The organism is Campylobacter armoricus (assembly GCF_013372105.1).
In the GTDB taxonomy this organism is placed as follows: Bacteria; Campylobacterota; Campylobacteria; order Campylobacterales; family Campylobacteraceae; genus Campylobacter_D; species Campylobacter_D armoricus.
The window spans coordinates 1076579-1100249 of sequence record NZ_CP053825.1 but is presented as its reverse complement, the minus strand read 5'-3'; the positions used below and the strand labels follow the sequence as shown (position 1 = coordinate 1100249).

Here is a 23671-nt window from a genome sequence, read left to right as displayed (position 1 = left end):
AATTATTTATTACTCATTTTGGCTTTTTCTTTTGCATTTATAAGTGTTGTGATAAATTCATTTATGCTACTGGTATCGTTTTGGCTTAGAATTTGTGGATTGTGATTTAGTATTTGAGTGATTAAAAGTTCATTGCTTAAATCATTATCACCAAATTCTCTAGCTTTTTGTAATATTTTTAAGGCAAGTAAATTTTTTACTTCATTCATTTTAATCCTTTAGATAAATTACACTGACAATGCGTTTTTGGGTTTGATTTTTTCTATAGGAAAAAAATCTTTTATCATCAAAAGTGCAAAGATTAATATCAAAAATATCTTTAATTCCTAAATTATTTGCTTGAAATTTAACTAAAGCTTTTAAATCAAGCTTATTTTCGTGTAAAAATGAAGCAAAATTTTTTTTGCTATAGTCCAAAATTTCACCATTAATCTCATAATTTTTAGCGCAAATTCCTGTTGAAATGATGAGTTTTAAATTTTTTGTTTGGGTATTAAAACTTTCTTGCATTTTCAAAACAGCTTCTTTTAAGATATTTTCAAAACAGCCTTTTCTACCTGAATGTAATGCCGCTATGGTCTTTTTTTTATCATCATACAAAAGCAAAGGCAGACAATCAGCACTTAAAATACATAAAGCCACATTTTTTTCATCACTAATTATCCCATCGGCATTAAAGTGAAAATCTTTTTTATAATGAGTAATGATATTTGAGTGAATTTGATTTAAAAATACACATTTTTTTATCGAATCTTCCCAAGGAAAAATATTATTACAAATCTTTGCTCTAAAAATATTATAATCTTGATCAAAAGCTATAAAAGCTTTTATAGAATTGTTTTCTAATAAAGTGATGTGATTTTGTCTATTTGTTGCCATGAGAATTCTTTTTTATAATTTAATTGTCTATGTATGTATCTAGCTAAAAGGTCGCTTTCTATATTAACACGCCTTCCTATAATGTAGCTTTTAAATAAGGTTTCTTTAAAGGTTATAGGAATGATGGTTAAACGAATACCATCTTTTAAAACTTCATTGATGGTTAAGCTTACTCCATCTATGGCTACACTTGCTTTATTTGCCATATAAATTTGTATATCTTCAGGGCATTTTATGTAAAAATCAACCCCGTTTTCTTTTTTGGAAATATTAGTAATTTCACCTATACCATCAATATGTCCTTGCATTAAATGTCCATCTATCCTATCACCATAAGCTAATGCAGGTTCAATATGAACATAATCTTTTAAATTTTCAACAGCTATATGAGTTCTTGTTTCATAAGAAAGTTCGAGATTAAAACCATCATCAAAAAGTTTTGTTACGCTCAAACACGCACCATTGACTGCTATACTATCGCCTAGTTTTGGTTTGTAGCTTGCTTTTAATCTTAAAGTGTTATTTTGATATGATTTAACAAAGGCTAATTCGCGGATTAATCCATTAAACATTCAATACCTTTAATTTTTATGAGATTTTATCTAAAACTTTTAAATTTCAAAAAGTATTTTTAGTGTTTTATTTTAAAAAATATTATATAATTTTTGCCTTTTTTAGTAAAAATAAGGGCAATATATGTATGATATAATCGTAATAGGTGGCGGACATGCTGGGGTAGAAGCCAGTGCTGCTGCTGCTAGAATGGGCAAAAAAACTTTACTTTTAACTACTTTAATTGAACAAATTGGTGCTGCAAGTTGTAATCCTGCCATAGGTGGCTTAGCAAAAGGACATTTAGTAAAAGAGCTTGATGCTATGGGTGGGCTTATGGGACAAATTACCGATGAGACTGGAATTCAATTTAGAATTTTAAATGAAAGCAAAGGTGTTGCAGTGCGTGGAAGTAGAGCACAAATTGATATGGATGCTTATAGAATTTGTGCTAGAAACAAGCTTTTAAAACTTGAAAATTTAGAAATTTCTCAAGAGCAAGTTTTATCTTTGTTTATTGAAAATGATGAGCTTAAAGGGGTTAAAACAAATTTAGAAAATACATATTTTGCAAAAAAAATTATACTTACAACCGGAACCTTTTTAAATGGACTTATTCATATAGGTGAAACAAAACTCCAAGCAGGTAGAGTAGGTGAGCTTGCTTCTGTAAGTTTGGGTGAGTATTTAAAACAAAGTGGTTTGAAAGTAGGAAGATTAAAAACAGGGACTTGTCCAAGAGTAGATGCTAAAAGTATTGATTTTAGTACATTAGAATTTCAACCTGGAGATGAAAATCCTAAAGCCTTTAGTTTTAGAACAAAAAATTTCAAACCAAATCAACTTCCATGTTATATAGCAAGAACAAATTTAAAAACACATGAGATTATAAAAAGTAATTTTTATCGTGCTCCGCTTTTTACAGGACAAATTGAAGGTATAGGACCAAGATATTGTCCTTCTATAGAAGATAAGATTAATCGTTTTGGTGATAAAGAAAGTCATCATTTATTTATAGAACCACAAACTAAAGATGCTACAGAGTATTATATCAATGGCTTTTCTACTTCTTTGCCTTATGAGGTGCAAATTGCAATGCTAAGAAGTGTAAAGGGTTTTGAAAATGCCAAAATTACGCGTTTTGGTTATGCTATAGAGTATGATTATATTGATCCAACCGAATTAAAACATACTTTGGAAACTAAAAAAATAAAAAATCTATATTGTGCAGGACAAATTAATGGAACGACTGGCTATGAAGAAGCTGCTGCACAAGGCTTTATGGCTGGAGTGAATGCGGTTTTAGCGATTGATGAAAAAGAGCCTTTTGTATTGAGGCGTGATGAGGCTTATATAGGAGTATTGATTGATGATTTAGTGATGAAGGGTACTAAAGAACCTTATAGGATGTTTACTTCAAGGGCTGAATATAGACTGCTTTTAAGAGAAGAAAATGCTATTTTGAGGCTTGGAGAATATGGTTATAATTTTAAACTTTTAAACCAAGAAGATTATGCGTATATTGATAATATAAAACAAAATGTTGATAAAGGATTAAAGTTTTTACTTCAAACCACATGGACACCAAGCAATCAAAACAATGAATTTTTACAAAGCATCGATGAGGAAAAAATCACTTCTATAGTGAGTTTGCAAAAAATTGTCGCAAGGGCGAGTTTTAATATAGAAAAATTAAAAGCTTTAGATGGGATGTTTGAAAAAATGGATGAGTATTCATTAAATGAAATCTTAAATGAAGCAAAATATTATCATTATATTGCAATGCAAAAAGCACAAATTGAAAAAATGAAAAATTTAAGCGAAGTAAAAATCCCAGAAAATTTTGATTTTAAAAGTGTAAGTGGTTTGAGCAATGAAGTAGTAGAAAAATTGCAAAAATTTAACCCACCGACTATTTTTGCTGCATCGCAAATTAGTGGTATCACTCCTGCTGCTTTAGATATTTTACATATTTATATCAAGATGAAAAAATAAATTAAAAATAATGGTTTTTTTAATTTTTTTAATGACGCTAATTTTATTATTTTGGCGTCCTTTTTCTTTACCGATATGGGTATATTCTACTTTAGGTGCTATAACTTGTTTTATAACTGATAAAATCAATATACAAGATATGTTTTTTGTTTTTGATTTGATTTGGGATAGTTCTTTGACTCTTATAGGATTGATTTTAATTTCTTCGGTGCTTGAAAAAAGTGGATTTTTCAATTTTATTTCTATTAAAATTATTGGATTTTCAACAACAAAAACAAACAATATAAATTTAAATAAAATACTCCTTTATTTGTTGGTTTTTACCTCTATTGTAGCAAGTTTATTAGGTAATGATGGAGCTATTTTGGTTGTTACGCCTATAGTTGTAGCCATAATATCTAAATTTAAATTTGATAGTGAAAACGATAAATATAAATGTATATATTTTCTATTATTCATAGGTTTTTGTTGTGATTTTTTATCAAATACTTTGATTGTTTCTAATTTAACTAATATTATTACAGCAGAATATTTTCATATAAATTTCTTAGATTTTTTTAAAAATATGTTAATACCTAATATTTTAATTTTTATTATATTTGTTTTGATGTGTAATGTTTTAGGTAGAAAAATTCTACCTAAAAATGTAATTTTTTTAGATGTTAATATAAGCTGCTATAAAAACATTTTTATGATTAATATGGGTTGTTTGATTGTATTTGCTATTACTCTTTTATTTATAGATAGGGTAAATATTTCCATGGGTGTATTTACTTTATTTAGTGCATTTGTTTTTTTGTTACTAAATTACAAAAGTAATATTGATATTAATTTTTTAAAAAAAGCACCATGGGGGATTTTGATTTTTAGCTTTGGTTTATATATTGTTGTATATGGATTTTACAAGGAAATCAATAATGAAGTTGTTTTAAAATGGATAGATTTTTGGATTGATTGCGAATTTATGGGATTGATAGTTTTAGGATTTACTTCAGCTATATTTTCTTCTATTTTTAATAATCTACCAACTATTATGATTGGAAATTTGGTTTTAAATGATTATTTTAATAATTATTTTTACTATAAGGAATTGATTTTTATTCATATTTTAGGCTGTAATATAGGCTCTAAAATTACACCTATAGGCTCTTTATCGACATTGTTATGGTTTGGAATTTTACTAAAATACAATATAAAATTAAAAATAAAAGATTATTTTTTATATGCTTTTGTGTTCAGTAGTATTTTATTATTTTTTGCGATATTAGGCGTTAAAATCAATATGAATTTATTTTAAAATTAAAACTTAAATATAATTTTTTGTAAAAGAAAAAATTTATCATTTTTTAGATAAACTGCTATGTTTTACATACAAATCAAAACAAAGGAAGTAAAATGGCTACATCTGAAAGTAGACGAAGCTTTATGGGCTTTGCCTTTGGAACAGTAGCTGCTGTGGGTGGTGCTTTTTCATTAGTTGCAATGAAAAAAACATGGGATCCACTCCCAAGTGTTAAAGCAGCAGGTGTTACTACTGTGGATCTTTCTGGTATGAAAGAAGGCGAGCTAAGAACAATTGAATGGCGTAAAAAACCTATATTTATCTTAAAAAAAGATGCGGACATGGCTAAAGATAGCAATAGAGATGTTGTTGTTGGTGATGTTGCTTATACTGTAGTAATTGGTCTTTGTACGCATTTAGGCTGTATTCCAGCTTATGTGCCAAGTGAGAGATTATTTAAATGCGCGTGTCATGGTGGTGAATTTGATACAAGTGGTAAAAATGTGTTTGGTCCACCTCCAAGACCTTTGGATATACCTCCTTTTAGAATCGATGGAACGAAATTGGTTTTAGGTGAAGAAGGTCCAGAATATAAAAAAATGATAGCGGAGGCTTAATATGGCACATATAAAAAAAGCTAATGGTATTATTGATTGGCTTGATCAAAGATTAGCTGTAAATAAGCTTTTTGATGTATTAATGGCTAAATACTGGATACCAAAACAAATTAATTTTTTATGGGCAATGGGTGTTATTTTAACTACTCTTTTTGCTATTTTATTTATATCAGGTTTGTTTTTAGTGATGTATTATAAACCAGATGTGGCTTTGGCTTTTGATAGTGTAAATAAAACTATCATGCAAGAAGTAGAATATGGTTGGCTTTGGCGTCATATGCATGGTGTGGCTGCTTCAGTTGTATTTTTAATCATATATATTCATATGCTAACAGGAATTTATTATGGCTCTTATAAAAAGGGTCGTGAAATGATTTGGATTAGTGGTATGCTTTTATTTGTTGTGTTTTCAGCAGAAGCATTTAGTGGATATATGCTTCCTTGGGGACAAATGAGCTTTTGGGCAGCACAAGTTATTACACAACTCTTTGGTGGAATTCCTTTTATAGGCGATGCATTAGTTGTTTGGATAAGAGGAGATTTTGCGGTATCTGATCCGACTTTAACTAGATTTTTTATGTTGCATGTGTGCTTATTGCCAATTGTAATTTTAGCAATTATTGCATTTCACTTTTATTCTTTAAGAATCCCACATGTAAATAATGAAATTTCAGAGGAAATTGATTTTGATTTGGAAGCTGAAAAATATTTAGCTGGAGATACAAAAGGTTCTAAAGTTATTCCTTTTTGGCCAGGATTTTTAGCTAAAGATTTTATGTATATTGCTTTATTTATGATTTTCTTCTTTTATTTGGTATGTTTTAAATTTAATTTTGCAATGGATCCAATCAACTTTGACCCAGCAAATTCTTTAAAAACTCCACCTCATATTTATCCTGAATGGTATTTCTTATGGAGTTATGAAGTATTGAGAGGATTTTTCTTTGATATTGGAAGTATTAAAGCTTTTGATATAGGACTTGCAGCATTTGGTATAGCACAAATTATATTTTTCTTGCTACCTTGGCTTGATAGGAGCGATATGGTGAAACCGGCCCATGAAAGACCAATGTTTTTTGTATGGTTTTGGGTGTTATTAATTGATTTAATTGTATTAACAGTATATGGAAAACTTCCTCCAACGGGTGTTAATGCTTGGATAGGATTTTATGCTTCTATGGTATTTTTATTATTATTGTTAGTAGTGTTACCAGTTATTACTATCATGGAAAGAAAAAGGGGCTAATAATGAGAGAATTAAAAATATTTTTTGTAGTTGTCTTTTTCACAGGTTTGGTGTATTGGGGAGTTGAGCCATATGCTCATTCGGTAATGAATCCTCCTTCAACTCCAGTTAATTTTGATTTTGCAAAAGCTGATGAAGAATTTATAAAAAATGAAGTTGCTTTAAAAGAAAAAGCTTTATTAGATGCAAATGTTTCTGGAGGTGAAAAAGCTATCATTAACGCACAAAAAGCACTAGAACTTGCTAAAAATCAAGAAGAAGCTACTAAACAGATATGGGAAAAAATAGCAAAAATTGATTTTGCAAAAGGAAATGCCAAAAAAGGCAAAGAGCTTTTCGAAGGAAATTGTATCGCTTGTCATGGTATTGAAGCTGCTGGAATTCCTGCTACTATTACAGATTCTTCTTTGGGTGTTACTCCGCCTGATTTAAGCGATGCTGGTGCTATTTATGATGAAAAATTTTTAGCCGCATTAATTATTGATCCAGTTAAAGCATTACAAATTTCACACAAATTTAACGATGAAAAACCTTTTTTGATGCCTGCTTATCCTTTAAGTGGTGATGAGGTGCAAGATAACCAAGATTTAGCGGATTTAATTGCATTTTTTAAAAATACGGCTAATGAGTATGAAAAAGAATTTGATGTAAAATTAAAAGCTGAGTTAGAGGAAAAATATGCTAAAAATCAAGAATTAACACAGCAGCAAAAATCAGCTTTAATTGCTAAAGAATTTGAATTTGCTAAAGATAAAAATACTTTTATAAATGCTTGTGGAAGATGTCATGATGTAAAATATGATAATTTTACTTCAAGTTCAAATATAAATGATTTGAAAAATTATCTTGGTTCAAATCCTCCAGATTTATCAATGATGATTCGTTCTAAGGGTGAGCATTATCTTGAAATTTTCATAAACGAACCACAAAAGAAACTTTATGGAACTGCTATGCCAAGAGTTGGTTTAAATGAAAAAGCACAAACTCAAGTTATTAGTTATCTTGAAAAAGTTGGCGATAGTAAAAAAGAAGAAAGAGAACAAACTGGTATTTATATTATGGTGTTTTTTGCGATTTTGAGTATTTTTGCTATTGGTTGGAAAAGATCTGTTTGGTCTAAATTACATTAATCTACATTAAGAACGCTTTCAGCGTTCTTTTCTTTTGTAATAAGCTAAAAATAAACTAAAATTTGTTATAATATATTTTCATTTCGCACACATTAATTTCCTTGTTAGGTTGCTTATGGGTTAAAGAATGTGGAGGAATAAACCTAATTATTTTTTTAAGGAGAATTCATGGTTAGCATGAGAGATTTATTAGAGTGTGGTGTGCATTTTGGACACCAAACAAGAAGATGGAATCCAAAAATGAAAAAATTTATTTTTGGAGAAAGAAAAGGTATCTATGTAATTGATTTGCAAAAAACACTTAGATATTTTAGATATACATATAACATTGTTCGTGATGCTGCTGCTGAAGGTAAAACAATTTTATTTGTAGGTACTAAAAAACAAGCAGGTGGAGCAATTAAAGAATATGCTGAAAAATGCGGTATGCCTTATGTAAATCATAGATGGCTTGGTGGTATGATGACAAATTTTGGAACTATCCGCCAATCAATTAGAAAATTAGAAGTTATAGAAAAAATGGAAGAAGATGGAAGTATTAAGCTTTTAACTAAAAAAGAAGCTTTAATGCTTACAAGAAAAAAAGAAAAATTATTAGCATATCTTGGTGGTATTAGATATATGAAAACTCAACCTGATATGATTTTTGTTATTGATACTGTAAAAGAAAAAATAGCAGTTCAGGAAGCTAATAGATTAAAAATTCCTGTAGTTGCTCCACTTGATACAAATTGTGATCCTGACTTAGTTGATTTCCCAATTCCAGGAAACGATGATGCAATTCGTTCGGTTCAACTTTTCTGTCAAGAAATGGCTGAAGCTATAAATGAGGGTAAAGCTTTAAGAGAGCAAGATGGAGAAGCAAATGAAGAACAACCAATTTCAGAAGAAGAAAAAAAAGAAGTTTTAGAAGAAGCTATGAGTGAAGAAGATTTTGAAGGAGATAAAGAGTAATGGCTGAAATCACTGCACAAATGGTAAAAGAACTGCGCGAGAGTACTGGTGCAGGTATGATGGATTGTAAAAATGCTTTAAAAGATACAGATGGTGATTTTGAAAAAGCAGTGCAACTTTTAAGAGAAAAAGGCCTTGGTAAAGCTGATAAAAAAGCTGATCGTTTAGCTGCTGAAGGTTTGGTAAGTGTAAAAGTAAGCGATGACTTTAAAAGTGCAACGGTTAGTGAGATTAACTCAGAAACTGATTTTGTTGCTAAAAATGAGCAGTTTATTGCTCTTACAAAAGATACAACTGCACATATCCAAGCTAAGAGTCTTGAGAATGTTGAAGAATTACATTCAAGTGAAATTAATGGTGTTAAATTTGAAGAGTATTTAAAAAGTCAAATTGCAACTATTGGAGAAAACTTAGTTGTAAGAAGATTTGCTACTTTAAAAGCGGGTACCAATGGTATAGTTAATGGATATATTCACACTAATGGTCGTGTTGGTGTGGTTATTGCTGCAGCTTGTGATAGTGAAGTTACTGCTAGCAAGTGTGGAGATTTTTTAAAACATGTATGTATGCATATTGCTGCAATGAAGCCGAGTTATTTATCTTATGAAGATCTTGATATGGATTTTGTAGAAAATGAATACAAAGCTTTAGTTGCAGAATTAGAAAAAGAAAACGAAGAAAGAAGAAGATTAAAAGATCCTAATAAACCAGAGCACAAAATTCCTAAATATGCAAGTAGAAAACAACTTACTCAAGAAGTAATACAAGCAGCTGAAGAAGCTATTAAAGCCGAACTTCAAGCTCAAGGAAAACCTGAAAAAATTTGGCCTAATATTATTCCAGGCAAATTAAATAGTTTTATAGCAGATAATTCTCAACTTGATAGCAGACTTACTTTAATGGGTCAGTTTTATGTAATGGATGATAAAAAAACTATCGAACAAGTAATCGCTGATAAAGAAAAAGAGCTTGGTGGTACTATTAAAATAGTAGAATTCATTCGCTTTGAAGTGGGTGAAGGTCTAGAAAAGAAAACCGAAGATTTTGCTGCTGAAGTTGCTGCACAAATTGGTTAATAATGGAACTTTTAAAAGCGGAAAATTTAAGTCATGGTTTTGATATTCCGCTTTTTAATAATTTAAATTTATCTTTAAATGCAAAAGATTGTATAGCAATACAAGGCAGTAGTGGATGTGGTAAATCTACTCTTTTGCATATCTTATCAACTTTGTTAAAACCTCAATCAGGAAAAGTTTTTTATAATAACCAAGACTTATATTCTTTAAAAGATGAAATATTATTAAAAATTAGAAGAAAAGATTTTGGTATTATTTTTCAAATGCACTATTTATTCAAAGGTTTTTTGGCTTTCGAAAATATAGAACTTGCGAGTATTTTAAGTAATCAAAATATAGACTATGAATTATTAAAAAAGCTTGATATTGCTGATTTAATGAACCAAAAGATCACAAGATTAAGCGGTGGACAACAACAAAGAGTAAGTATAGCTAGGGTTTTAAGTAAAAAACCAAAGATTATTTTTGCTGATGAAGCTACAGGAAATTTGGATTTTAAAAATGCTTTAAATGTTATAGATATTTTGATTAGTTATGCTAAAGAAAACAACGCAGCTTTAGTATTTGTTACCCATGATCAAGAACTTGCAAAGAAGTGTGATAAAATTTATCATTTAAATAATCATGGAATTTGTTAAGTATTTAGGCGATGAAAATGTTGTAATTTTCATGCTTTTGTTTGCTAGAATGAGTGGATTGATTGTTTTTTTTCCATTTTTTTCCCATAATAATATTCCTTTGGTTGTAAAAACAACCTTTGCTTTATTTTTAACAATGTTTTTATATCCTTTAGCAAAACTTGAAGGAGATACTCCTGATTCTTTTTTTATTTTATATCTTTTAAGTGAAGTATTGTTTGGGATGATCGCGGGATTAGTTTTGCAAATGGTATTTGCTATCTTGCAAATGGCTGGTGAGCAAGTATCTTTTACTATGGGTTTTTCTATGGCTAGTGTTATGGATCCAACTACCGGAGTAAATTCACCAGTAATTTCTCAAATTTTAAATTTACTAGCTTTACTTGTTTTTCTAGCTTTTGATGGACATCATTTAATTTTACTTTTTATATCAAATTCATTAGAGTATATCAGTTTGGGAGGATTTTATCCACATGAAAATTTGATGCTTTATTTGAATAAAGCCATGGTTAATATATTTGTTTTAGGTTTCTCTATAGCTTTTCCAATTTTGGCTATTTCTTTATTGTCAGATGTGATTTTTGGAATGCTTATGAAAACTATGCCACAATTTAATCTTTTGGTGGTGGGTTATCCTATCAAGATATTTTTATCTTTTGCAGTGCTTATTGCCATTTTGCTTATCATGATGCAATATTTTAAAAATTTGATGATAAAAAGTTTTGAACATATGGAGTTGTTATTTTTTAATATATAAGCAATAAATAATTAAAAATGTTTTAAAATAATGTATTTTTATATCGGGAGATGCAAATGAAGGTTTTGTTGGTAAACTCAAATACCGCTGTATCTAAATTAGTTAGCCTAGGTGTGCAAAAATTAGGTTATGATTTTGAAGAAGTATCAAATATTGAAGAAATAAAAGATTTTTATGATATTATCATATTAGATCACGATAGTGATGTTGGTTTAGATGAGTTAAAAAGTAACTGCAATAGACTGATTTATTTATTACCCAGAAATCAAGAAAAAAAAGAAGATATAGAGTGCTTATATAAACCATTTTTACCTACAGATTTTATAGAATTTTTAAGTGGAGATAAGATTTCTTTTTCAAGTTTAAGTAATAAAGAAGATGAAAAGCTTGATGAAGAATTGCTGAGTTTTGATGATGATGTTTTGCTTGATAAAGATATACCTTTGAATGGTGGTGAATTACTTGATAATATTGATTTATCAGAGCTTGATGAAAAACAAGATGAAGAAATGAAGCTACAAGAAGATTTTTTTGAAAACCAATTAGAAGAAGATTTGAGTTTTGATGATAATTTGGATTTGCTAGAAGAAAAAACAGAGGAAGATTTATCAGAAAAAAGTTTATCTAGTGAGGAAAATATAGAAGAAAATATAGAAGAAAATATAGAAGAAAATATAGAAGAAAATATAGAAGAAAATATAGAAGAAAATATAGAAGAAAATATAGAAGAAAATATAGAAGAAAATATAGAAGAAAATATAGAAGAAAATATAGAAGAAAATATAGAAGAAAATACCACTGCCGATTTTTTTAATGGCTTACCTATGGTTGAAGAAGTAGATGAAAAAGAAATAAATTTCGATGATTTGCCACAAGATGCTCAGTTTATCGGTGATGAAAAATCAAATGAAAATGTTATAGAGGAAAATGAACCAGTAGTGGAAGAAATATTAGAAGAGGAAGAGAGTGTTGATTTTCAAGTAGAAGATGAATTAAGCACACAAGATAAAATCAAAGAAGAGCTTGCTGCTATTGATGAACTTGATGAAGAATTTGGTGATGTTGATGAATTGCAAATGCAAGAATTTGACAATGAAGATCTTGTAATAATAAACGAAAAAGATAAACTAGAAAATTTATTAGAATCTTTTTCTTCAAAAAAAGATATATCGGAAATACTTGATGATAATATACCTAGTAAAACAGATGAAAATGAGATGAATTTTGAAAATATAGAGGAAAATATAGAGGAAAATATAGAGGAAAATATAGAGGAAAATATAGAGGAAAATATAGAGGAAAATATAGAGGAAAATATAGAGGAAAATATAGAGGAAAATATAGAGGAAAATATAGAGGAAAATATAGAGGAAAATATGGGCGAAAATTTAAATATAGAGCAAGATGAATTTGTAACTTTAAGTGAAGATGATGTTATGATGGCTTTGGGTGAAAAAGTAACAACTAATAAGCCAGTTTCAAAAACACAAGATGAGATTGCAACAAAAGATGATAAGATGGTCAATACACAAGAAGATGAAATGGTTAATGAGCTTAGTAAGAGTATAGCACAAACCATTACCTCAAGCATTACAGATGATACTCTAAAGGCGGCTTTAAAAGGTATGAAAATGAATATAAATATTAATATAAGTTTTGATGAGGATAAACATTGAGTGGTCAAATTTTAGTTATTTCAGGACCAAGTGGAGCAGGTAAAAGCACTTTGCTTCAAAGACTTTTTAAAGAAAAAGATAATATTTATTTTTCTATTTCAAGCACAACAAGAGCTCCAAGAGAAAGTGAAAAAAATGGAGTAGATTATTTTTTTATTAGTGAAAAGGAATTTAAACAAGGCATAGAAAAGGGCGAATTTTTAGAATGGGCTTTGGTGCATAAAAATTACTATGGCACCTCTTTAATACCCGTAAAAAAAGCATTGCAAGAAGGTAAAAGTATTATTTTTGATATAGATGTACAAGGTTTTTGTATAGCTAAAGAAAAAATGTCAGATTATATAACTTCTGTATTTATTACCACTAAAAATAAAAAAGAACTTGAAAAAAGATTAATTAAGCGAAATACTGATAAAATAGAAGATATTAGCAAAAGATTAGAGAATGCTAGTGACGAAATGGCTTATTTAGATCAATACGATTTTTTAATCATAAACGATGATCTTGAAAAAAGCTATAGACAATTGGAAGCAATTTTTGAGGCTTCAAAATTAAAAAGCAAAAAATATGATTTAAAACAAATTCAAATTCAATGGAACAAAGGAGAATAAAATGCATATGCCAAGCGGAACCCAATGGTTGATTATATTACTTATTGTAGTGTTGCTTTTTGGTGCAAAAAAAATTCCAGAACTTGCTAAGGGTTTGGGAAAAGGTATTAAAACTTTTAAAGATGAAATGAATACTGAAGATGATAAGAAAATAGTGCGAGATGATACACAAAAAATTGAAAAAATCAATGAAAAAGATGTTCTTGCAAAAGAAAACAATGAAGAAGCAAAAAAAGCTTAAGGTAAAACATTGAAAACTTTAGTTTATAAAGAAATTAAAGAAAAACTAGGAAAAGATTTTATTTTAGAAAATCCTAAAAATAAAAATTTAGCACATTTTGCTACACCTTTGGCTTTTTCTTTGGCTAAAGAATTAAAGCAAAATCCCATGATAATCGCCAATGATATTGTTATTAAGGTGAAAGATTGTGAGTGTTTTGAAAGTGTTGAAGCACTTAATGGCTATGTAAATTTTAAACTTTCAAGATCTTTTTTAAATTCTTTAGCAACTCAAGCTTTAGAAAATAGAGAAAATTTTGCAAAAGATAAACAAAAAAATGAAAGTTTCTTGCTCGAGTATGTTAGTGCAAATCCAACTGGTCCTTTGCATATAGGTCATGCTAGGGGTGCTATTTTTGGTGATACTTTAACTAGAGTAGCAAGACATTTAGGTTATAAATTTGATACAGAATATTATGTTAATGATGCAGGTAATCAAATTTATCTTTTAGGACTTTCTATTTTACTTGCAGTGAAAGAGCATTGTTTAAAAGAGCAAGTAAAATATCCTGAAGAGTATTATAAAGGTGAATATATTAGCGATATTGCAAAAGAAGCTTTTGTTGAATTTGAAAAAGGTTTTTTTATAGAAAAAAATATCCCGCAATTAGCTATTTGGGCTAAGGATAAGATGCTAAAAATTATCAAACAGAATTTAGCTGATGCAAAGATATTTATTGATGCTTATGTGAGTGAGACAAGCTATTATAATGAATTAGAAAATACCTTAAATGCTTTAAAAGAGCATGGTGGAATTTATGAGAAAGAAAGTAAAATTTGGCTTGCATCAAGTGCTAAAGGCGATGAAAAAGATCGCGTAATTATTAAAGACGATGGTAAAGGAACATATTTAGCTGCTGATATAGTTTATCATAAAGATAAAATGAGTCGAGGTTATGATAAGTGTATTAATATATGGGGGGCTGACCATCATGGCTATATAGCTAGAATGAAAGCTGCTATGGATTTTTTAGGTTATGATAGTCAAAAACTTGAAATTATCCTAGCACAAATGGTATCACTTTTAAAAAATGGCGAACCTTATAAGATGAGTAAAAGGGCTGGAAATTTCATCTTAATGGGTGATGTTTTAGAAGAGCTTGGTAGTGATGTTTTAAGATATATATTTATTAGCAAAAAATGTGATACACATTTAGAATTTGATGTAGATGAATTTAAAAAAGAAGATAGTTCAAATCCTGTGTATTATATTAACTATGCTCATGCAAGAATTCATCAAGTTTTTGCTAAAGCAGGTAAAGATATAAATGATGTTATTTATGCTAGTTTTGATAGTTTAAATGAAGATGGTATGAATCTTTTGTTTGAAAGCTTGAATTTAAAAGCTGTGCTAAATGATGCATTTGAATCAAGAGCTTTGCAAAAAATACCTGATTATTTAAAAAATTTAGCTTCTTTGTTTCACAAATTTTACAATGAAAATAAAGTGGTAGGTTCAGAAAATGAAGATGAACTTTTAAAACTTTTTGCAGTATGTGCTTTGAGTATTAAAACCGCTTTTTCTCTTATGGGTATTGAAGCTAAAAATAAAATGAACCACGATTGATTTAATCGTGGTTTTTATCTTTTTTAATATTTCTTGTCATCATAAAGCTTTGTTCAAAAAACAAAAGCAAGGTTACACTTACTCCAACAGCTAGTGCTAAAGTTACCGAAAGTGTAGTAAAAAAATGATTAAAAAATTGAATCAAATAACTAGTTTGTTCGCTTGTATTTTCAGAGCGTATAAAAGAAATTAGATATAAGATTGCTTTATAAGCATAAATTCCTGGTATCATAGGTATGAGAGCAGGAAAAGCTATGATTTCAGCAGGAGTTTTAAAGATTTTTGCTAAAAATAAGCCAAGGCAACCTATGCTAAAAGAGGCTATAAAAGTAGCAATAGCTAAGGTTTGAAAACCTAAATATCCTATTAATGTAAAGCGTATGCCATGAGCTATAGCGGCTAATATAGCTGATAATATAAGTGTTTTAAAAGGTGGATTGCACACATAAGCAAAGCCAAAACCAGTAAGAGCTGCAAAAAACATATCCCATAATATAGAAGAATAATCAATCATCTTAAAATTCCAAAATCATTAATGCTAAGTGTAGTGTAAATTCCAATGGCAATACAACATACAAGTATAGCTACGCTAATAATGCGACTAAGTCCCATAAGTATATGATCTTTTAAAATATCAATAATAGAATTTATAAAATAAACTCCAGGTATTAAATACAATATACTAGAACCCAAGGCAATATTTGCCTCTTGAATAAGTTTTAAATCTACTCCAAAAAACACGATCAAAGAAGACAAAAAAGAACATAAAATATATTGAATTCGTAAATCAATTTTTATTTTAGTTAGAAAAATTCTTAAACTAAATCCTACCAAAGTAGCTAAAAATACGAATACACATCCATAAAAATCTCCACCAAAAAGTCTGCAAAATGCAGAATTTGCTATAGATACTAAAATCAAATTAGCTAAAAATGGAGCTTTTTTAATTTGCGTGAGCTTTAAAAGATAAAGCTTGGCTTCTTCTAGGTTGTATTTACGATCATGAATTTGCCAGCTTAAAGCACTTAGCTCCAAAATAAGTTTAAAATTAATATGATTGTGTTTATTGGGTATGATATAGGTTCTTTGTATAGAGTTATCTTCTTTATCAAAAATATTTAATGTAGTATGATGAAAGAAGAAATTCATATTAATTTCATAACCATAAGCATTAGCTATTCTTCCGACACATTTTGCTACTCTAGCTGTGTAAGTTCCTGCACTTAAAAAAATGCTGATATATTCGATCAAAAAATTTGTTAAATTCTGAATAGATGGTTTTTTCATAAACATTCTTTGAAAATAGTTTTTATAAGATTTTATCAAATTTAAAATATAAAATCTTATAAAATTAAAATTTTTGCAAAAAAATAAAAACAAAAGCTTAATTGATATATTTGTATTTAATAAAATATAAATCTAAAATATATTAAATAAAATTATTCAAAATATAAAACTTAGCTTGATTTATGAGTTTTCCTTTTTTGAACATAGATATATATGGTCAAAATAATACCTGCAAAAACAATACAAGCAATAATGACTAAATGTAGATATTCTTTAATTAAATCTTCATTTTTTCCTAAAACATAGCCTAATACAAGTAAAATCAAACACCAAATGCCAGCTCCTAAACCAGTATAAAATATAAATTTTTTTAAATCCATTCTTGCAAGTCCAGCAGGTAGGGAAATGTATTGACGCAAGCCAGGGATTAATCTTCCACTAAAAGTAGAGATTTCTCCGTGTTTGTTAAAAAATGTCTCAAATTGAGTAAATTTTGCTTCATTGACTCCAAAATATTTGCATATTTTTAAAACAACATTGCGTCCTAAAAAATAACACAAATAATAATTGAGTAAAGCCCCTAAAAGTGCTCCAAAAGTCCCGCAAAGCAAACATAACCAAAAATTAAGGTCATTTTGATGAGCCAAATATCCAGCTGGTATCATAACCACTTCACTAGGAAAAGGAAAAAAGGAACTTTCAATAAACATAAGAAAAATAATCCCCCAATAACCCCAATCTTTGGCAAGAGTAAGTAAAAAGTCAATAACATCACTAAGCATAAATAACCTTTATTTTTTAAGTTAATGATATAGGTTTAGTTTTAATGTTTTAAAAATACAGCATAGCTTTTGCACAAATGACTATTAAAATGCACAAGATTAATGCAATCAAGTGAGATTTTAAAGGATCTTTTCTTTTTAATATTTTTATAAAAAATAAAGAATACAAGGTTAAACCAAGCATAGCTATCAATAAAGTAAGTTTAATAAATAAAAATATTCCAAGATTACTTTTAAAAATATCCCAAAAGGACACAAATTCATAAAAACTTAGCAAATAAAATCCACTAGATAAAAGCAATATAAAAATACTAGCAAAGATAATAATACTTGATTTGGTATAGGCTTTTTTGATTTTATCACAATCTTCTTTGTTTTCGTGTTTATAAGCAAAACGATATATGCAAACATCAAAAAACACATAAGCTATAAAAAATATAGCACAGATAATATGAATACAAAGAAAAATAAAATACATACTTAATCTCCTTAAAAATCATAGCACATTTTTAAGGAGATATGGAATTAAATTTTTTCTAAAATTTGGATTGTTTTAATTTTATCACCTGCTCTAATATTATCTAGTACTTCCAAGCTTTCTTTATCTTCAGGATTGATTTGTCCAAAGATAGTATGCACCCCATCTAAATGAGGTTGAGAACTATGACAGATGAAAAATTGCGATCCACCAGTATCCCTACCAGCATGAGCCATAGATAAGCTACCTCTTAAATGTTTGTGTTTTTGTCCATCACATTCACATTCTATTTCATAACCAGGACCGCCTGAACCTATACCATAAGGACAACCACCTTGTATAACAAAATTTGGTATTACGCGATGAAAGATAAGATCATCATAAAAACCATCATTAGCTAAATTTGCAAAATTACACACAGTTTGTGGTGCTTCATCGGGAAATAATTCTAATTTTATATCGCCTTTTTCGGTGCTTATAATAGCAAAATTATATTTTTTAGCATCTTTTGTATCAATTTTTTTAAGCATATTTGCTCCTATTCTATATTAGTATAAACCGCTTGAACATCATCATCATCTTCTAATTTATCAAGCAATTTTTCAATATCAAGAAGTTGTTCTTCACTAAAACTTACAGGGTTGTTTGCAAGATACTCAAGCCCTGCTTTTTTAAGCACTAAACCCTTTTTTTCTATAGCATTACTAAGCTCACCAAAAGCAGTATAATCACCTACAACTAGCAACTCTTCTTCATTTTGCTCAAGCTCTTCAAGCCCTGCATCAATGAGTTCTAGTTCAAGTTCTTCCAAATCACCATTATATTTTTCAAGATGAAATACAGCTTTGTGTGAAAACATAAAGGTCAAAGAGCCATTTTGTAAAATTTCTCCACCATTTTTGCTAAAAATTGCTTTTACATTAGCTACTGTACGTGTAGGATTATCACTCATACATTCAACGATAATTAAAGCTCCGTGTGCTGCTTTTCCTTCATAGTGAATGTTTTTAATATCTGCACTATCTTTGCCATTTGCTCTTTTGATAGCCGCGTCTATGTTGTCTTTTGGCATATTATTAGCTTTTGCAGTAGCTATAGCACTACGAAGTTTTGGATTCATATCAGGATCAACTCCACCTTCTTTTGCTGCTACTTGTATAGCCTTTGCAAGTTTTGGAAAAAGTTTGCTCATTTTATCCCATCTTGCTTCTTTGGAGGCTCTGCGGTATTCAAACGCTCTTCCCATAAAATCTCTCTTTCTTGTTATTGTTTTAAAGTTAAAAGTATAAACTAAGAACTCTAAATTTGATTTTAAAGAATGCTGTGATAGAATATCTAAATTCTTAGAATTACTATTTTACAACTATATAAATCAAATAAGCAGGCAAAATTATGGGAATCAAAAAAGATATTTTAATTGCATGGTTTTTTTTAATAGGTGCTATTGTGTTTGAAGTAGTAGGAACAAGTTTTTTAAAAATGGAAAATAAAGTTTTTGGATATATTTTTATGGCTTTGTTTATTGCGTTTTCCTATTTTCTTATGGGTTTGGCTATAAGAAAAATTCAAATAGGTATAGCCTATGCTGTATGGGAACTCTTAGGAATGGTATTAATTCTTTTAGTTTCTTTTGTATTGTTTAGAGAAGAATTGACAAATTTTCAAATTCTAGGAATCGTTTTATCTATAATAGGAATAATAATGATTAATTTAGGAGAGGTAAAAGAAAAATGAAGCTATATTTATTAGTCATTGTTATATCTGCAGTTTTGGATATCATTGCTAATTTGCTTTTAAAAAAATCTGAAGGTTTTAAATATAAATTTTGGGGAATTAGTGCAATTTTTTGTGCAATATTAGCATTCTTTTTGTTGTCTTTTAGTTTAGAATATATTCCATTGAGTATTGCATATTCTACTTGGGGTGCCATTGGCATTATAGGTACTTGTTTTGGTGGATGGGTTTTATATAAAGAAAGATTAAATAAAACCGGTATTGTGGGAATTTTTATAGTTATATTGGCAGTAATTCTTTTAAATACTTAGGTTTTAATTTTTAAATTATAAGGAAAAATAATGCATGATTATTTATCTCATCAACCTATATTGAAAAAGCACTCTCATCATCATTCTTGCAATCATCATACTCATACTCATACTGATGCTAGAGCGATGGATAAAAGAATTTTAAAAATTTCTCTTTTAATGACTTTTTCTATGATGCTTGTTCAATTTGTGTATTCAATTATTTCTAATTCTTTAGCTTTATTAAGTGATACTTTGCATATGTTTTCAGATGTTTTTGCTCTGACATTAAGTTTTTTAGCTATTATAGCTGTAGAAAAATGGCAGGATTGCCAAAAAACATTTGGATATTTTCGTCTGGAAATTCTTGTTGCTTTTGTTAATGCTTTAACGATTATTTTATCAGCTTTTTTTATAATTTATGAAGCGATAGAAAAACTAATTACTCCTAGTGAAATTGATGTTAAAACAATGATAATAATTGCATTTTTAGGATTAATTGTGAATGCAATTAATGGTTTTATGATGTTTAAAGGTGCAAATTTAGATAATGTAAATATGAAATCAGCTTTTTTACATATGATAAGTGATTTATTAGGTTCCATGATTGTTGTTGTGGGAGGAGTAGTAATTTATTTTACAAATATAGTATATATTGATACAATTTTAGCTTTGATTTTATCTTTATTGTTGATTAGATGGGCGGTTGTTTTATTAAAACAAAGTGGTAATATTTTACTTGAAGCTTCTCCAGTTGATATAACAAAAGTTCATAATATTATCTTGGAACATCGAGAAGTTCTTGAGATAGTTGATTTGCATATAACTCAAATAACAAATAAAATGTTTGTAGTTTCAATGCATATTAGGGTTGATATTAAAACTATAGAAGAATTTGATATTTTGTATAAAAATATTGCAAAAAAATTATACAATGATTTCGAAATAGGTCATTGCACTATTCAACCAGTAAAGGAAAAATAATGAAAATTAAGACAAAAAATATTAATTGTCAAAGTTGTGTAAATTTAATTAAGACTTCATTGGAAGATGAATTTGGCATTATGCAAATAAACCTTGAAGATAAAAGCATTGAGATTGATCTAAAGCCAGAACAGGAACAAGATTTTAAAAGACAATTGCAAGATTTAGGTTTTGAACTAGATAATGAATGAGTTAAAATTAAAAATAGGTAATATGACTTGTGTTAATTGCTCTAATGCTATAGAAAAAGTTTGTTCTAAGATTGATGGTGTGGAAGATGCAAGTGTTTCTTATGTAAATTCTAGCGGAGTATTTTTACTTAAAGATTTATCTTTAGAAACAAAAATTAAGGAAAAAATACAAGCTTTAGGCTTTGAAATATTACAAGAAGAGCAAAATTTATATGAGTTTAAACTCCAAGAGCTTAAAAATATGAAAACAAAGCTTATTATAAGCATAATTTTAAGCTCTATTGTGATGTATTTTGAAATGTTTATTCAAGGAAATGTTTCTGCTTTAATTCAAATGTTTTTATCTATAATAGTGGTTTTTTATTGTGGGAAAGATTTTTTTATCCATGCTTTTAAAGGATTAAGACATAAAAATTTAGATATGAATACTTTGATATCCTTAGGTGCTTTTACTTCATTTTTGTATTCTTTTTTTGTGTATTTTCAAGTATTTAGTAAAGATGATTATTTGTATTTTAGTGGTGGAGCGATGATTATAAGCTTTGTTTTATTAGGCAAATACTTGGAAGAAAAGGCTAAATTTAAATCTCTAGAATATCAAAATAAATTAAAAAGTATAGATATAAAAAAAGCCAATATACTTTTAGAAGATGGAAGTATAAAAAGCATACCTAGTGTTTTTGTGAAAAAAGATGATGTGGTTTTGGTAAAAGAGGGTGAGAGTGTTGTTGCTGATGGAGTGATTATAAGTGGTGAAGCTGAAGTAGATGTGAGTTTTTTAACAGGGGAGTTTTTACCACTTTTTAAAAAACAAGATGATGAAATTTTAGCAGGAAGTGTGCTTATTAATGGAAATTTGAAAATAAAGGCAAATAAAAAGGCTATTGAAAGTTCATTAGAGCAAATCAAAGATCTTATTTTTAAAGCCGGAAATATTAAAACACCTTTGGCTGATTTAGCTAATAAAATTTCAGCATATTTTGTAGCTTGTATTATCATTTTATCACTTTTTGTATTTGCCTTTTGGTATTTTAAAGAAGGTATAAATTTAGCATTTTTACACGCTTGTGCTACACTTTTAATTTCTTGTCCTTGTGCTTTGGGTTTAGCAACTCCTATAGCTATAGTAAGTGCTTTAGCAAATGGTGCAAGGAATTTTATCTTAGTGAAAAATCCTGCAGTGCTAGAGAATTTATCTAGTATAAAACTTGCTATTTTTGATAAAACAGGCACTTTGAGTCAAGATAATTTAAGTATTTATAAGCATAATCTAATTCAAGAAGACTTTCAAAAACTCGCACAGATTGAAAATTTAAGTTCACATCCTATCGCAAAGGCTTTTGCTAAAGATTTTAATGCAAATTTAAATTTGCAAGGAAAATTAAGTGCTTTAATAGGTAGTGGTTTGCTTTATCAAGAAAATGAAGATATGTATTTAATAGGCAATGAAAAGTTAATGTTTGAAAATGACATTAATATACAAAAAAGTAAGAGATTTTTGCAAGAATTTGAAGATCAAGCACCTGTATCGCTATATTTTGCAAAAAATGGAATTTGTCTTGGTGGAGTTTGTTTAAAAAACGAGCTTAAAAAAGAAGCTAAAGATTTAATAGCAAATTTAAAACAAAAAGGTGTAAAAAGCATTATTTTAAGCGGAGATAATGAAAAAAGTGTTTCAAAAATTGCAAAAGAGTTAAATATTGATGAGTATTATTTTGGATTAAAGCCTGAACAAAAGCTTGAATTTATAAAAGAAAAAACAAAAAAAGAAAAAGTTCTTTTTGTAGGAGATGGTATTAATGATGCGCCTGCTTTGAATTTAGCTAGTGCTAGTATAAGTTTTTCCAAAGCAAGTGAGCTTGCTAAAAAGAGTGGAGATTTGATTTTGATAAAAGATGATTTATCTTTAATATCTTATTGTTTTGAGCTTTCTAAAAGAGCCAAAGATATCATCAAACTTAATCTTTTTTGGGCTTTCATTTATAATATATTGTGTATTCCTATTGCAGCAGGTTTTGTGCCATTTATAACTCTTAGTCCGCATTTGGCAGCTTTAGTAATGTGTTTTAGTTCGATAACAGTTGTATTAAATTCTTTAAGATTGTTAAGGTTTTAAGTAATTAATAAATTATAACAACAAATATAAAATTATTTAGGATAGAGAATTGATTCTAGTTGATTGTAATTGTTTTTCTATGATTAATATGATTAGGTTTTCAAAATCATAATTTTATAAAATGTTGTTTCTTTAGCAGATCATTATTGTTTTTGAAAATGTTATAGACTAGAATTAAATTCTTGGTTAAAAGCGTATGAGTATGGACGCTACTTGCTTATTTATGCAAATGCTTTAAGGGCTATTACTTCACTATTATATATCATATAGCTTATATTTTAACTTTCATAGCGTGTTAGCTATAAAAGGTGTTTTAGATATGTTTAAAGCTAGAGATTGAGATTTAAAAAGTTTCCTATGAAGCCAAAATTTAAAATTATTACATCAACTTATCACTGCTTGCTTTGGTTTTAAAATTGTGGCTGTAGAATTGTTTAATATGTTGATGAGTAAAATTTGGAATGGCTTGCCTGATGCTACTAGATTAGTAAATTATATGCTTTTAGCTTTAATTTATATTGGTATCAAAAATGATGATTGATTTATCAAA

The 23671-nt window shown here is 28.5% G+C and carries 27 protein-coding genes and 1 pseudogene; 19 read left to right on the top strand and 9 right to left on the bottom strand.

The annotated features are described in order from the left end of the window. Positions 1-2: 2 nt before the first annotated feature. Genes CARM_RS05695 through ribE form a run of 3 tightly spaced genes read right to left on the bottom strand, consistent with a single transcriptional unit; the run spans position 3 to position 1451 of the window. Complete coding sequence (locus CARM_RS05695) at positions 3-209, bottom strand: hypothetical protein (RefSeq protein WP_139427294.1); 207 nt, start codon at positions 207-209, stop codon at positions 3-5. 1 nt (position 210) lies between these two features. Then, positions 211-879, bottom strand: a complete 669-nt coding sequence (pgeF, locus tag CARM_RS05690; protein WP_139427292.1) for a peptidoglycan editing factor PgeF — start codon at positions 877-879, stop codon at positions 211-213. Beyond that, positions 843-1451 (bottom strand): riboflavin synthase, encoded by a 609-nt coding sequence (gene ribE, locus CARM_RS05685; RefSeq protein ID WP_139427290.1) that lies wholly within the window; start codon positions 1449-1451, stop codon positions 843-845. The genes pgeF and ribE overlap by 37 nt, the downstream gene beginning before the upstream one ends. A 124-nt stretch (positions 1452-1575) precedes the next feature. Here ribE and mnmG point away from each other — a divergent pair, with 124 nt between their 5' ends. The 13 genes from mnmG to argS all read left to right on the top strand — a co-directional run bounded on the left by mnmG (position 1576) and on the right by argS (position 15259). Continuing rightward, complete coding sequence (mnmG, locus tag CARM_RS05680; RefSeq protein ID WP_139427288.1) at positions 1576-3426, top strand: tRNA uridine-5-carboxymethylaminomethyl(34) synthesis enzyme MnmG; 1851 nt, start codon at positions 1576-1578, stop codon at positions 3424-3426. A gap of 10 nt (positions 3427-3436) precedes the next feature. Next, positions 3437-4723, top strand: a complete 1287-nt coding sequence (locus CARM_RS05675; protein ID WP_139427286.1) for an ArsB/NhaD family transporter — start codon at positions 3437-3439, stop codon at positions 4721-4723. A gap of 98 nt (positions 4724-4821) precedes the next feature. Further along, positions 4822-5325, top strand: a complete 504-nt coding sequence (locus tag CARM_RS05670) for a ubiquinol-cytochrome c reductase iron-sulfur subunit (RefSeq protein ID WP_139427284.1) — start codon at positions 4822-4824, stop codon at positions 5323-5325. Between the two features lies 1 nt (position 5326). Continuing rightward, entirely contained in the window at positions 5327-6571 is a 1245-nt protein-coding gene (locus CARM_RS05665; RefSeq protein WP_139427282.1) for a cytochrome b, read from the top strand. Positions 6572-6573: 2 nt separating this feature from the next. Next, positions 6574-7701: a c-type cytochrome gene (locus tag CARM_RS05660; RefSeq protein ID WP_139427280.1), complete on the top strand. Its 1128-nt coding sequence runs from the start codon at positions 6574-6576 to the stop codon at positions 7699-7701. 168 nt (positions 7702-7869) lie between these two features. After that, positions 7870-8655 (top strand): 30S ribosomal protein S2, encoded by a 786-nt coding sequence (gene rpsB / locus CARM_RS05655; protein ID WP_012661799.1) that lies wholly within the window; start codon positions 7870-7872, stop codon positions 8653-8655. Then, positions 8655-9731, top strand: coding sequence for a translation elongation factor Ts (gene tsf / locus CARM_RS05650; protein ID WP_139427278.1), 1077 nt, complete (start codon positions 8655-8657; stop codon positions 9729-9731). The genes rpsB and tsf overlap by 1 nt, the downstream gene beginning before the upstream one ends. 2 nt (positions 9732-9733) lie before the next feature. After that, complete coding sequence (locus CARM_RS05645; RefSeq protein ID WP_139427276.1) at positions 9734-10369, top strand: ABC transporter ATP-binding protein; 636 nt, start codon at positions 9734-9736, stop codon at positions 10367-10369. Next, positions 10356-11126 carry a flagellar biosynthetic protein FliR gene (gene fliR, locus CARM_RS05640; RefSeq protein ID WP_139427274.1) on the top strand — a complete coding sequence of 257 codons (771 nt, stop codon included), beginning with the start codon at positions 10356-10358 and terminating at the stop codon, positions 11124-11126. The genes CARM_RS05645 and fliR overlap by 14 nt, the downstream gene beginning before the upstream one ends. Before the next feature lie 56 nt (positions 11127-11182). Next, entirely contained in the window at positions 11183-12802 is a 1620-nt protein-coding gene (locus CARM_RS05635) for a hypothetical protein (protein WP_176301006.1), read from the top strand. Continuing rightward, positions 12799-13413: a guanylate kinase gene (gene gmk / locus CARM_RS05630; protein ID WP_139427159.1), complete on the top strand. Its 615-nt coding sequence runs from the start codon at positions 12799-12801 to the stop codon at positions 13411-13413. The genes CARM_RS05635 and gmk overlap by 4 nt, the downstream gene beginning before the upstream one ends. Before the next feature lies 1 nt (position 13414). Further along, positions 13415-13654: a twin-arginine translocase TatA/TatE family subunit gene (locus CARM_RS05625; protein ID WP_139427157.1), complete on the top strand. Its 240-nt coding sequence runs from the start codon at positions 13415-13417 to the stop codon at positions 13652-13654. Positions 13655-13663: 9 nt separating this feature from the next. Continuing rightward, the gene (gene argS / locus CARM_RS05620) at positions 13664-15259 is read left to right on the top strand and encodes an arginine--tRNA ligase (RefSeq protein ID WP_139427155.1); all 1596 of its coding nucleotides are present in this window, start codon (positions 13664-13666) and stop codon (positions 15257-15259) included. Position 15260: 1 nt separating this feature from the next. On the opposite strand, the gene CARM_RS05615 is transcribed toward argS, so the two are convergent. The 6 genes from CARM_RS05615 to CARM_RS05590 form a co-directional block, all read right to left on the bottom strand. Then, positions 15261-15773: a threonine/serine exporter family protein gene (locus tag CARM_RS05615; protein WP_139427153.1), complete on the bottom strand. Its 513-nt coding sequence runs from the start codon at positions 15771-15773 to the stop codon at positions 15261-15263. Continuing rightward, positions 15770-16546 carry a threonine/serine exporter family protein gene (locus tag CARM_RS05610; protein WP_139427151.1) on the bottom strand — a complete coding sequence of 259 codons (777 nt, stop codon included), beginning with the start codon at positions 16544-16546 and terminating at the stop codon, positions 15770-15772. Before CARM_RS05610 ends, CARM_RS05615 begins: the two co-directional genes overlap by 4 nt. Positions 16547-16716: 170 nt before the next feature. Further along, on the bottom strand, positions 16717-17328 hold the full coding sequence (locus CARM_RS05605; RefSeq protein WP_139427149.1) for a DedA family protein: 612 nt from the start codon (positions 17326-17328) through the stop codon (positions 16717-16719). A 49-nt stretch (positions 17329-17377) separates the two neighbouring features. Next, positions 17378-17806 (bottom strand): trehalose-6-phosphate synthase, encoded by a 429-nt coding sequence (locus CARM_RS05600; RefSeq protein ID WP_139427148.1) that lies wholly within the window; start codon positions 17804-17806, stop codon positions 17378-17380. Positions 17807-17853: 47 nt separating this feature from the next. Further along, complete coding sequence (locus CARM_RS05595; protein WP_139427146.1) at positions 17854-18336, bottom strand: peptidylprolyl isomerase; 483 nt, start codon at positions 18334-18336, stop codon at positions 17854-17856. Between the two features lie 8 nt (positions 18337-18344). After that, positions 18345-19052, bottom strand: coding sequence for a YebC/PmpR family DNA-binding transcriptional regulator (locus CARM_RS05590; RefSeq protein ID WP_139427144.1), 708 nt, complete (start codon positions 19050-19052; stop codon positions 18345-18347). Between the two features lie 146 nt (positions 19053-19198). Between CARM_RS05590 and CARM_RS05585 the strand changes: the two genes are divergently transcribed. From CARM_RS05585 to CARM_RS05560, 6 genes and pseudogenes are all read left to right on the top strand, one after another. After that, a complete protein-coding gene (locus CARM_RS05585) occupies positions 19199-19540 on the top strand; it encodes a DMT family transporter (protein WP_139427142.1) in 342 nt (113 codons plus the stop codon). Further along, on the top strand, positions 19537-19851 hold the full coding sequence (locus tag CARM_RS05580; protein ID WP_139427140.1) for a DMT family transporter: 315 nt from the start codon (positions 19537-19539) through the stop codon (positions 19849-19851). Before CARM_RS05585 ends, CARM_RS05580 begins: the two co-directional genes overlap by 4 nt. A 30-nt stretch (positions 19852-19881) precedes the next feature. Further along, entirely contained in the window at positions 19882-20814 is a 933-nt protein-coding gene (locus CARM_RS05575) for a cation diffusion facilitator family transporter (protein WP_139427139.1), read from the top strand. Continuing rightward, on the top strand, positions 20814-21005 hold the full coding sequence (locus CARM_RS05570) for a heavy-metal-associated domain-containing protein (protein WP_139427137.1): 192 nt from the start codon (positions 20814-20816) through the stop codon (positions 21003-21005). Before CARM_RS05575 ends, CARM_RS05570 begins: the two co-directional genes overlap by 1 nt. Beyond that, positions 20998-23121, top strand: coding sequence for a heavy metal translocating P-type ATPase (locus tag CARM_RS05565; RefSeq protein WP_139427135.1), 2124 nt, complete (start codon positions 20998-21000; stop codon positions 23119-23121). The genes CARM_RS05570 and CARM_RS05565 overlap by 8 nt, the downstream gene beginning before the upstream one ends. A 385-nt stretch (positions 23122-23506) precedes the next feature. Further along, a pseudogene (locus CARM_RS05560) lies at positions 23507-23662 on the top strand (DUF2165 family protein); the annotation flags it as partial. Between the last annotated feature and the right edge of the window lie 9 nt (positions 23663-23671).

Coding starts and splice junctions, on each gene's coding strand:
- CARM_RS05605 (WP_139427149.1), bottom strand. CDS start 17,328: ATGCTTAGTGATGTTATTGACTTTTTACTTACTCTTGCCAAAGATTGG.
- CARM_RS05570 (WP_139427137.1), top strand. CDS start 20,814: ATGAAAATTAAGACAAAAAATATTAATTGTCAAAGTTGTGTAAATTTA.
- CARM_RS05695 (WP_139427294.1), bottom strand. CDS start 209: ATGAATGAAGTAAAAAATTTACTTGCCTTAAAAATATTACAAAAAGCT.
- CARM_RS05590 (WP_139427144.1), bottom strand. CDS start 19,052: ATGGGAAGAGCGTTTGAATACCGCAGAGCCTCCAAAGAAGCAAGATGG.
- CARM_RS05575 (WP_139427139.1), top strand. CDS start 19,882: ATGCATGATTATTTATCTCATCAACCTATATTGAAAAAGCACTCTCAT.
- mnmG (WP_139427288.1), top strand. CDS start 1,576: ATGTATGATATAATCGTAATAGGTGGCGGACATGCTGGGGTAGAAGCC.
- rpsB (WP_012661799.1), top strand. CDS start 7,870: ATGGTTAGCATGAGAGATTTATTAGAGTGTGGTGTGCATTTTGGACAC.
- CARM_RS05565 (WP_139427135.1), top strand. CDS start 20,998: ATGAATGAGTTAAAATTAAAAATAGGTAATATGACTTGTGTTAATTGC.
- CARM_RS05625 (WP_139427157.1), top strand. CDS start 13,415: ATGCATATGCCAAGCGGAACCCAATGGTTGATTATATTACTTATTGTA.
- CARM_RS05645 (WP_139427276.1), top strand. CDS start 9,734: ATGGAACTTTTAAAAGCGGAAAATTTAAGTCATGGTTTTGATATTCCG.
- tsf (WP_139427278.1), top strand. CDS start 8,655: ATGGCTGAAATCACTGCACAAATGGTAAAAGAACTGCGCGAGAGTACT.
- CARM_RS05660 (WP_139427280.1), top strand. CDS start 6,574: ATGAGAGAATTAAAAATATTTTTTGTAGTTGTCTTTTTCACAGGTTTG.
- CARM_RS05610 (WP_139427151.1), bottom strand. CDS start 16,546: ATGAAAAAACCATCTATTCAGAATTTAACAAATTTTTTGATCGAATAT.
- CARM_RS05665 (WP_139427282.1), top strand. CDS start 5,327: ATGGCACATATAAAAAAAGCTAATGGTATTATTGATTGGCTTGATCAA.
- ribE (WP_139427290.1), bottom strand. CDS start 1,451: ATGTTTAATGGATTAATCCGCGAATTAGCCTTTGTTAAATCATATCAA.
- CARM_RS05595 (WP_139427146.1), bottom strand. CDS start 18,336: ATGCTTAAAAAAATTGATACAAAAGATGCTAAAAAATATAATTTTGCT.
- CARM_RS05615 (WP_139427153.1), bottom strand. CDS start 15,773: ATGATTGATTATTCTTCTATATTATGGGATATGTTTTTTGCAGCTCTT.
- CARM_RS05675 (WP_139427286.1), top strand. CDS start 3,437: ATGGTTTTTTTAATTTTTTTAATGACGCTAATTTTATTATTTTGGCGT.
- CARM_RS05585 (WP_139427142.1), top strand. CDS start 19,199: ATGGGAATCAAAAAAGATATTTTAATTGCATGGTTTTTTTTAATAGGT.
- CARM_RS05670 (WP_139427284.1), top strand. CDS start 4,822: ATGGCTACATCTGAAAGTAGACGAAGCTTTATGGGCTTTGCCTTTGGA.
- CARM_RS05635 (WP_176301006.1), top strand. CDS start 11,183: ATGAAGGTTTTGTTGGTAAACTCAAATACCGCTGTATCTAAATTAGTT.
- CARM_RS05580 (WP_139427140.1), top strand. CDS start 19,537: ATGAAGCTATATTTATTAGTCATTGTTATATCTGCAGTTTTGGATATC.
- CARM_RS05600 (WP_139427148.1), bottom strand. CDS start 17,806: ATGTATTTTATTTTTCTTTGTATTCATATTATCTGTGCTATATTTTTT.
- pgeF (WP_139427292.1), bottom strand. CDS start 879: ATGGCAACAAATAGACAAAATCACATCACTTTATTAGAAAACAATTCT.
- fliR (WP_139427274.1), top strand. CDS start 10,356: ATGGAATTTGTTAAGTATTTAGGCGATGAAAATGTTGTAATTTTCATG.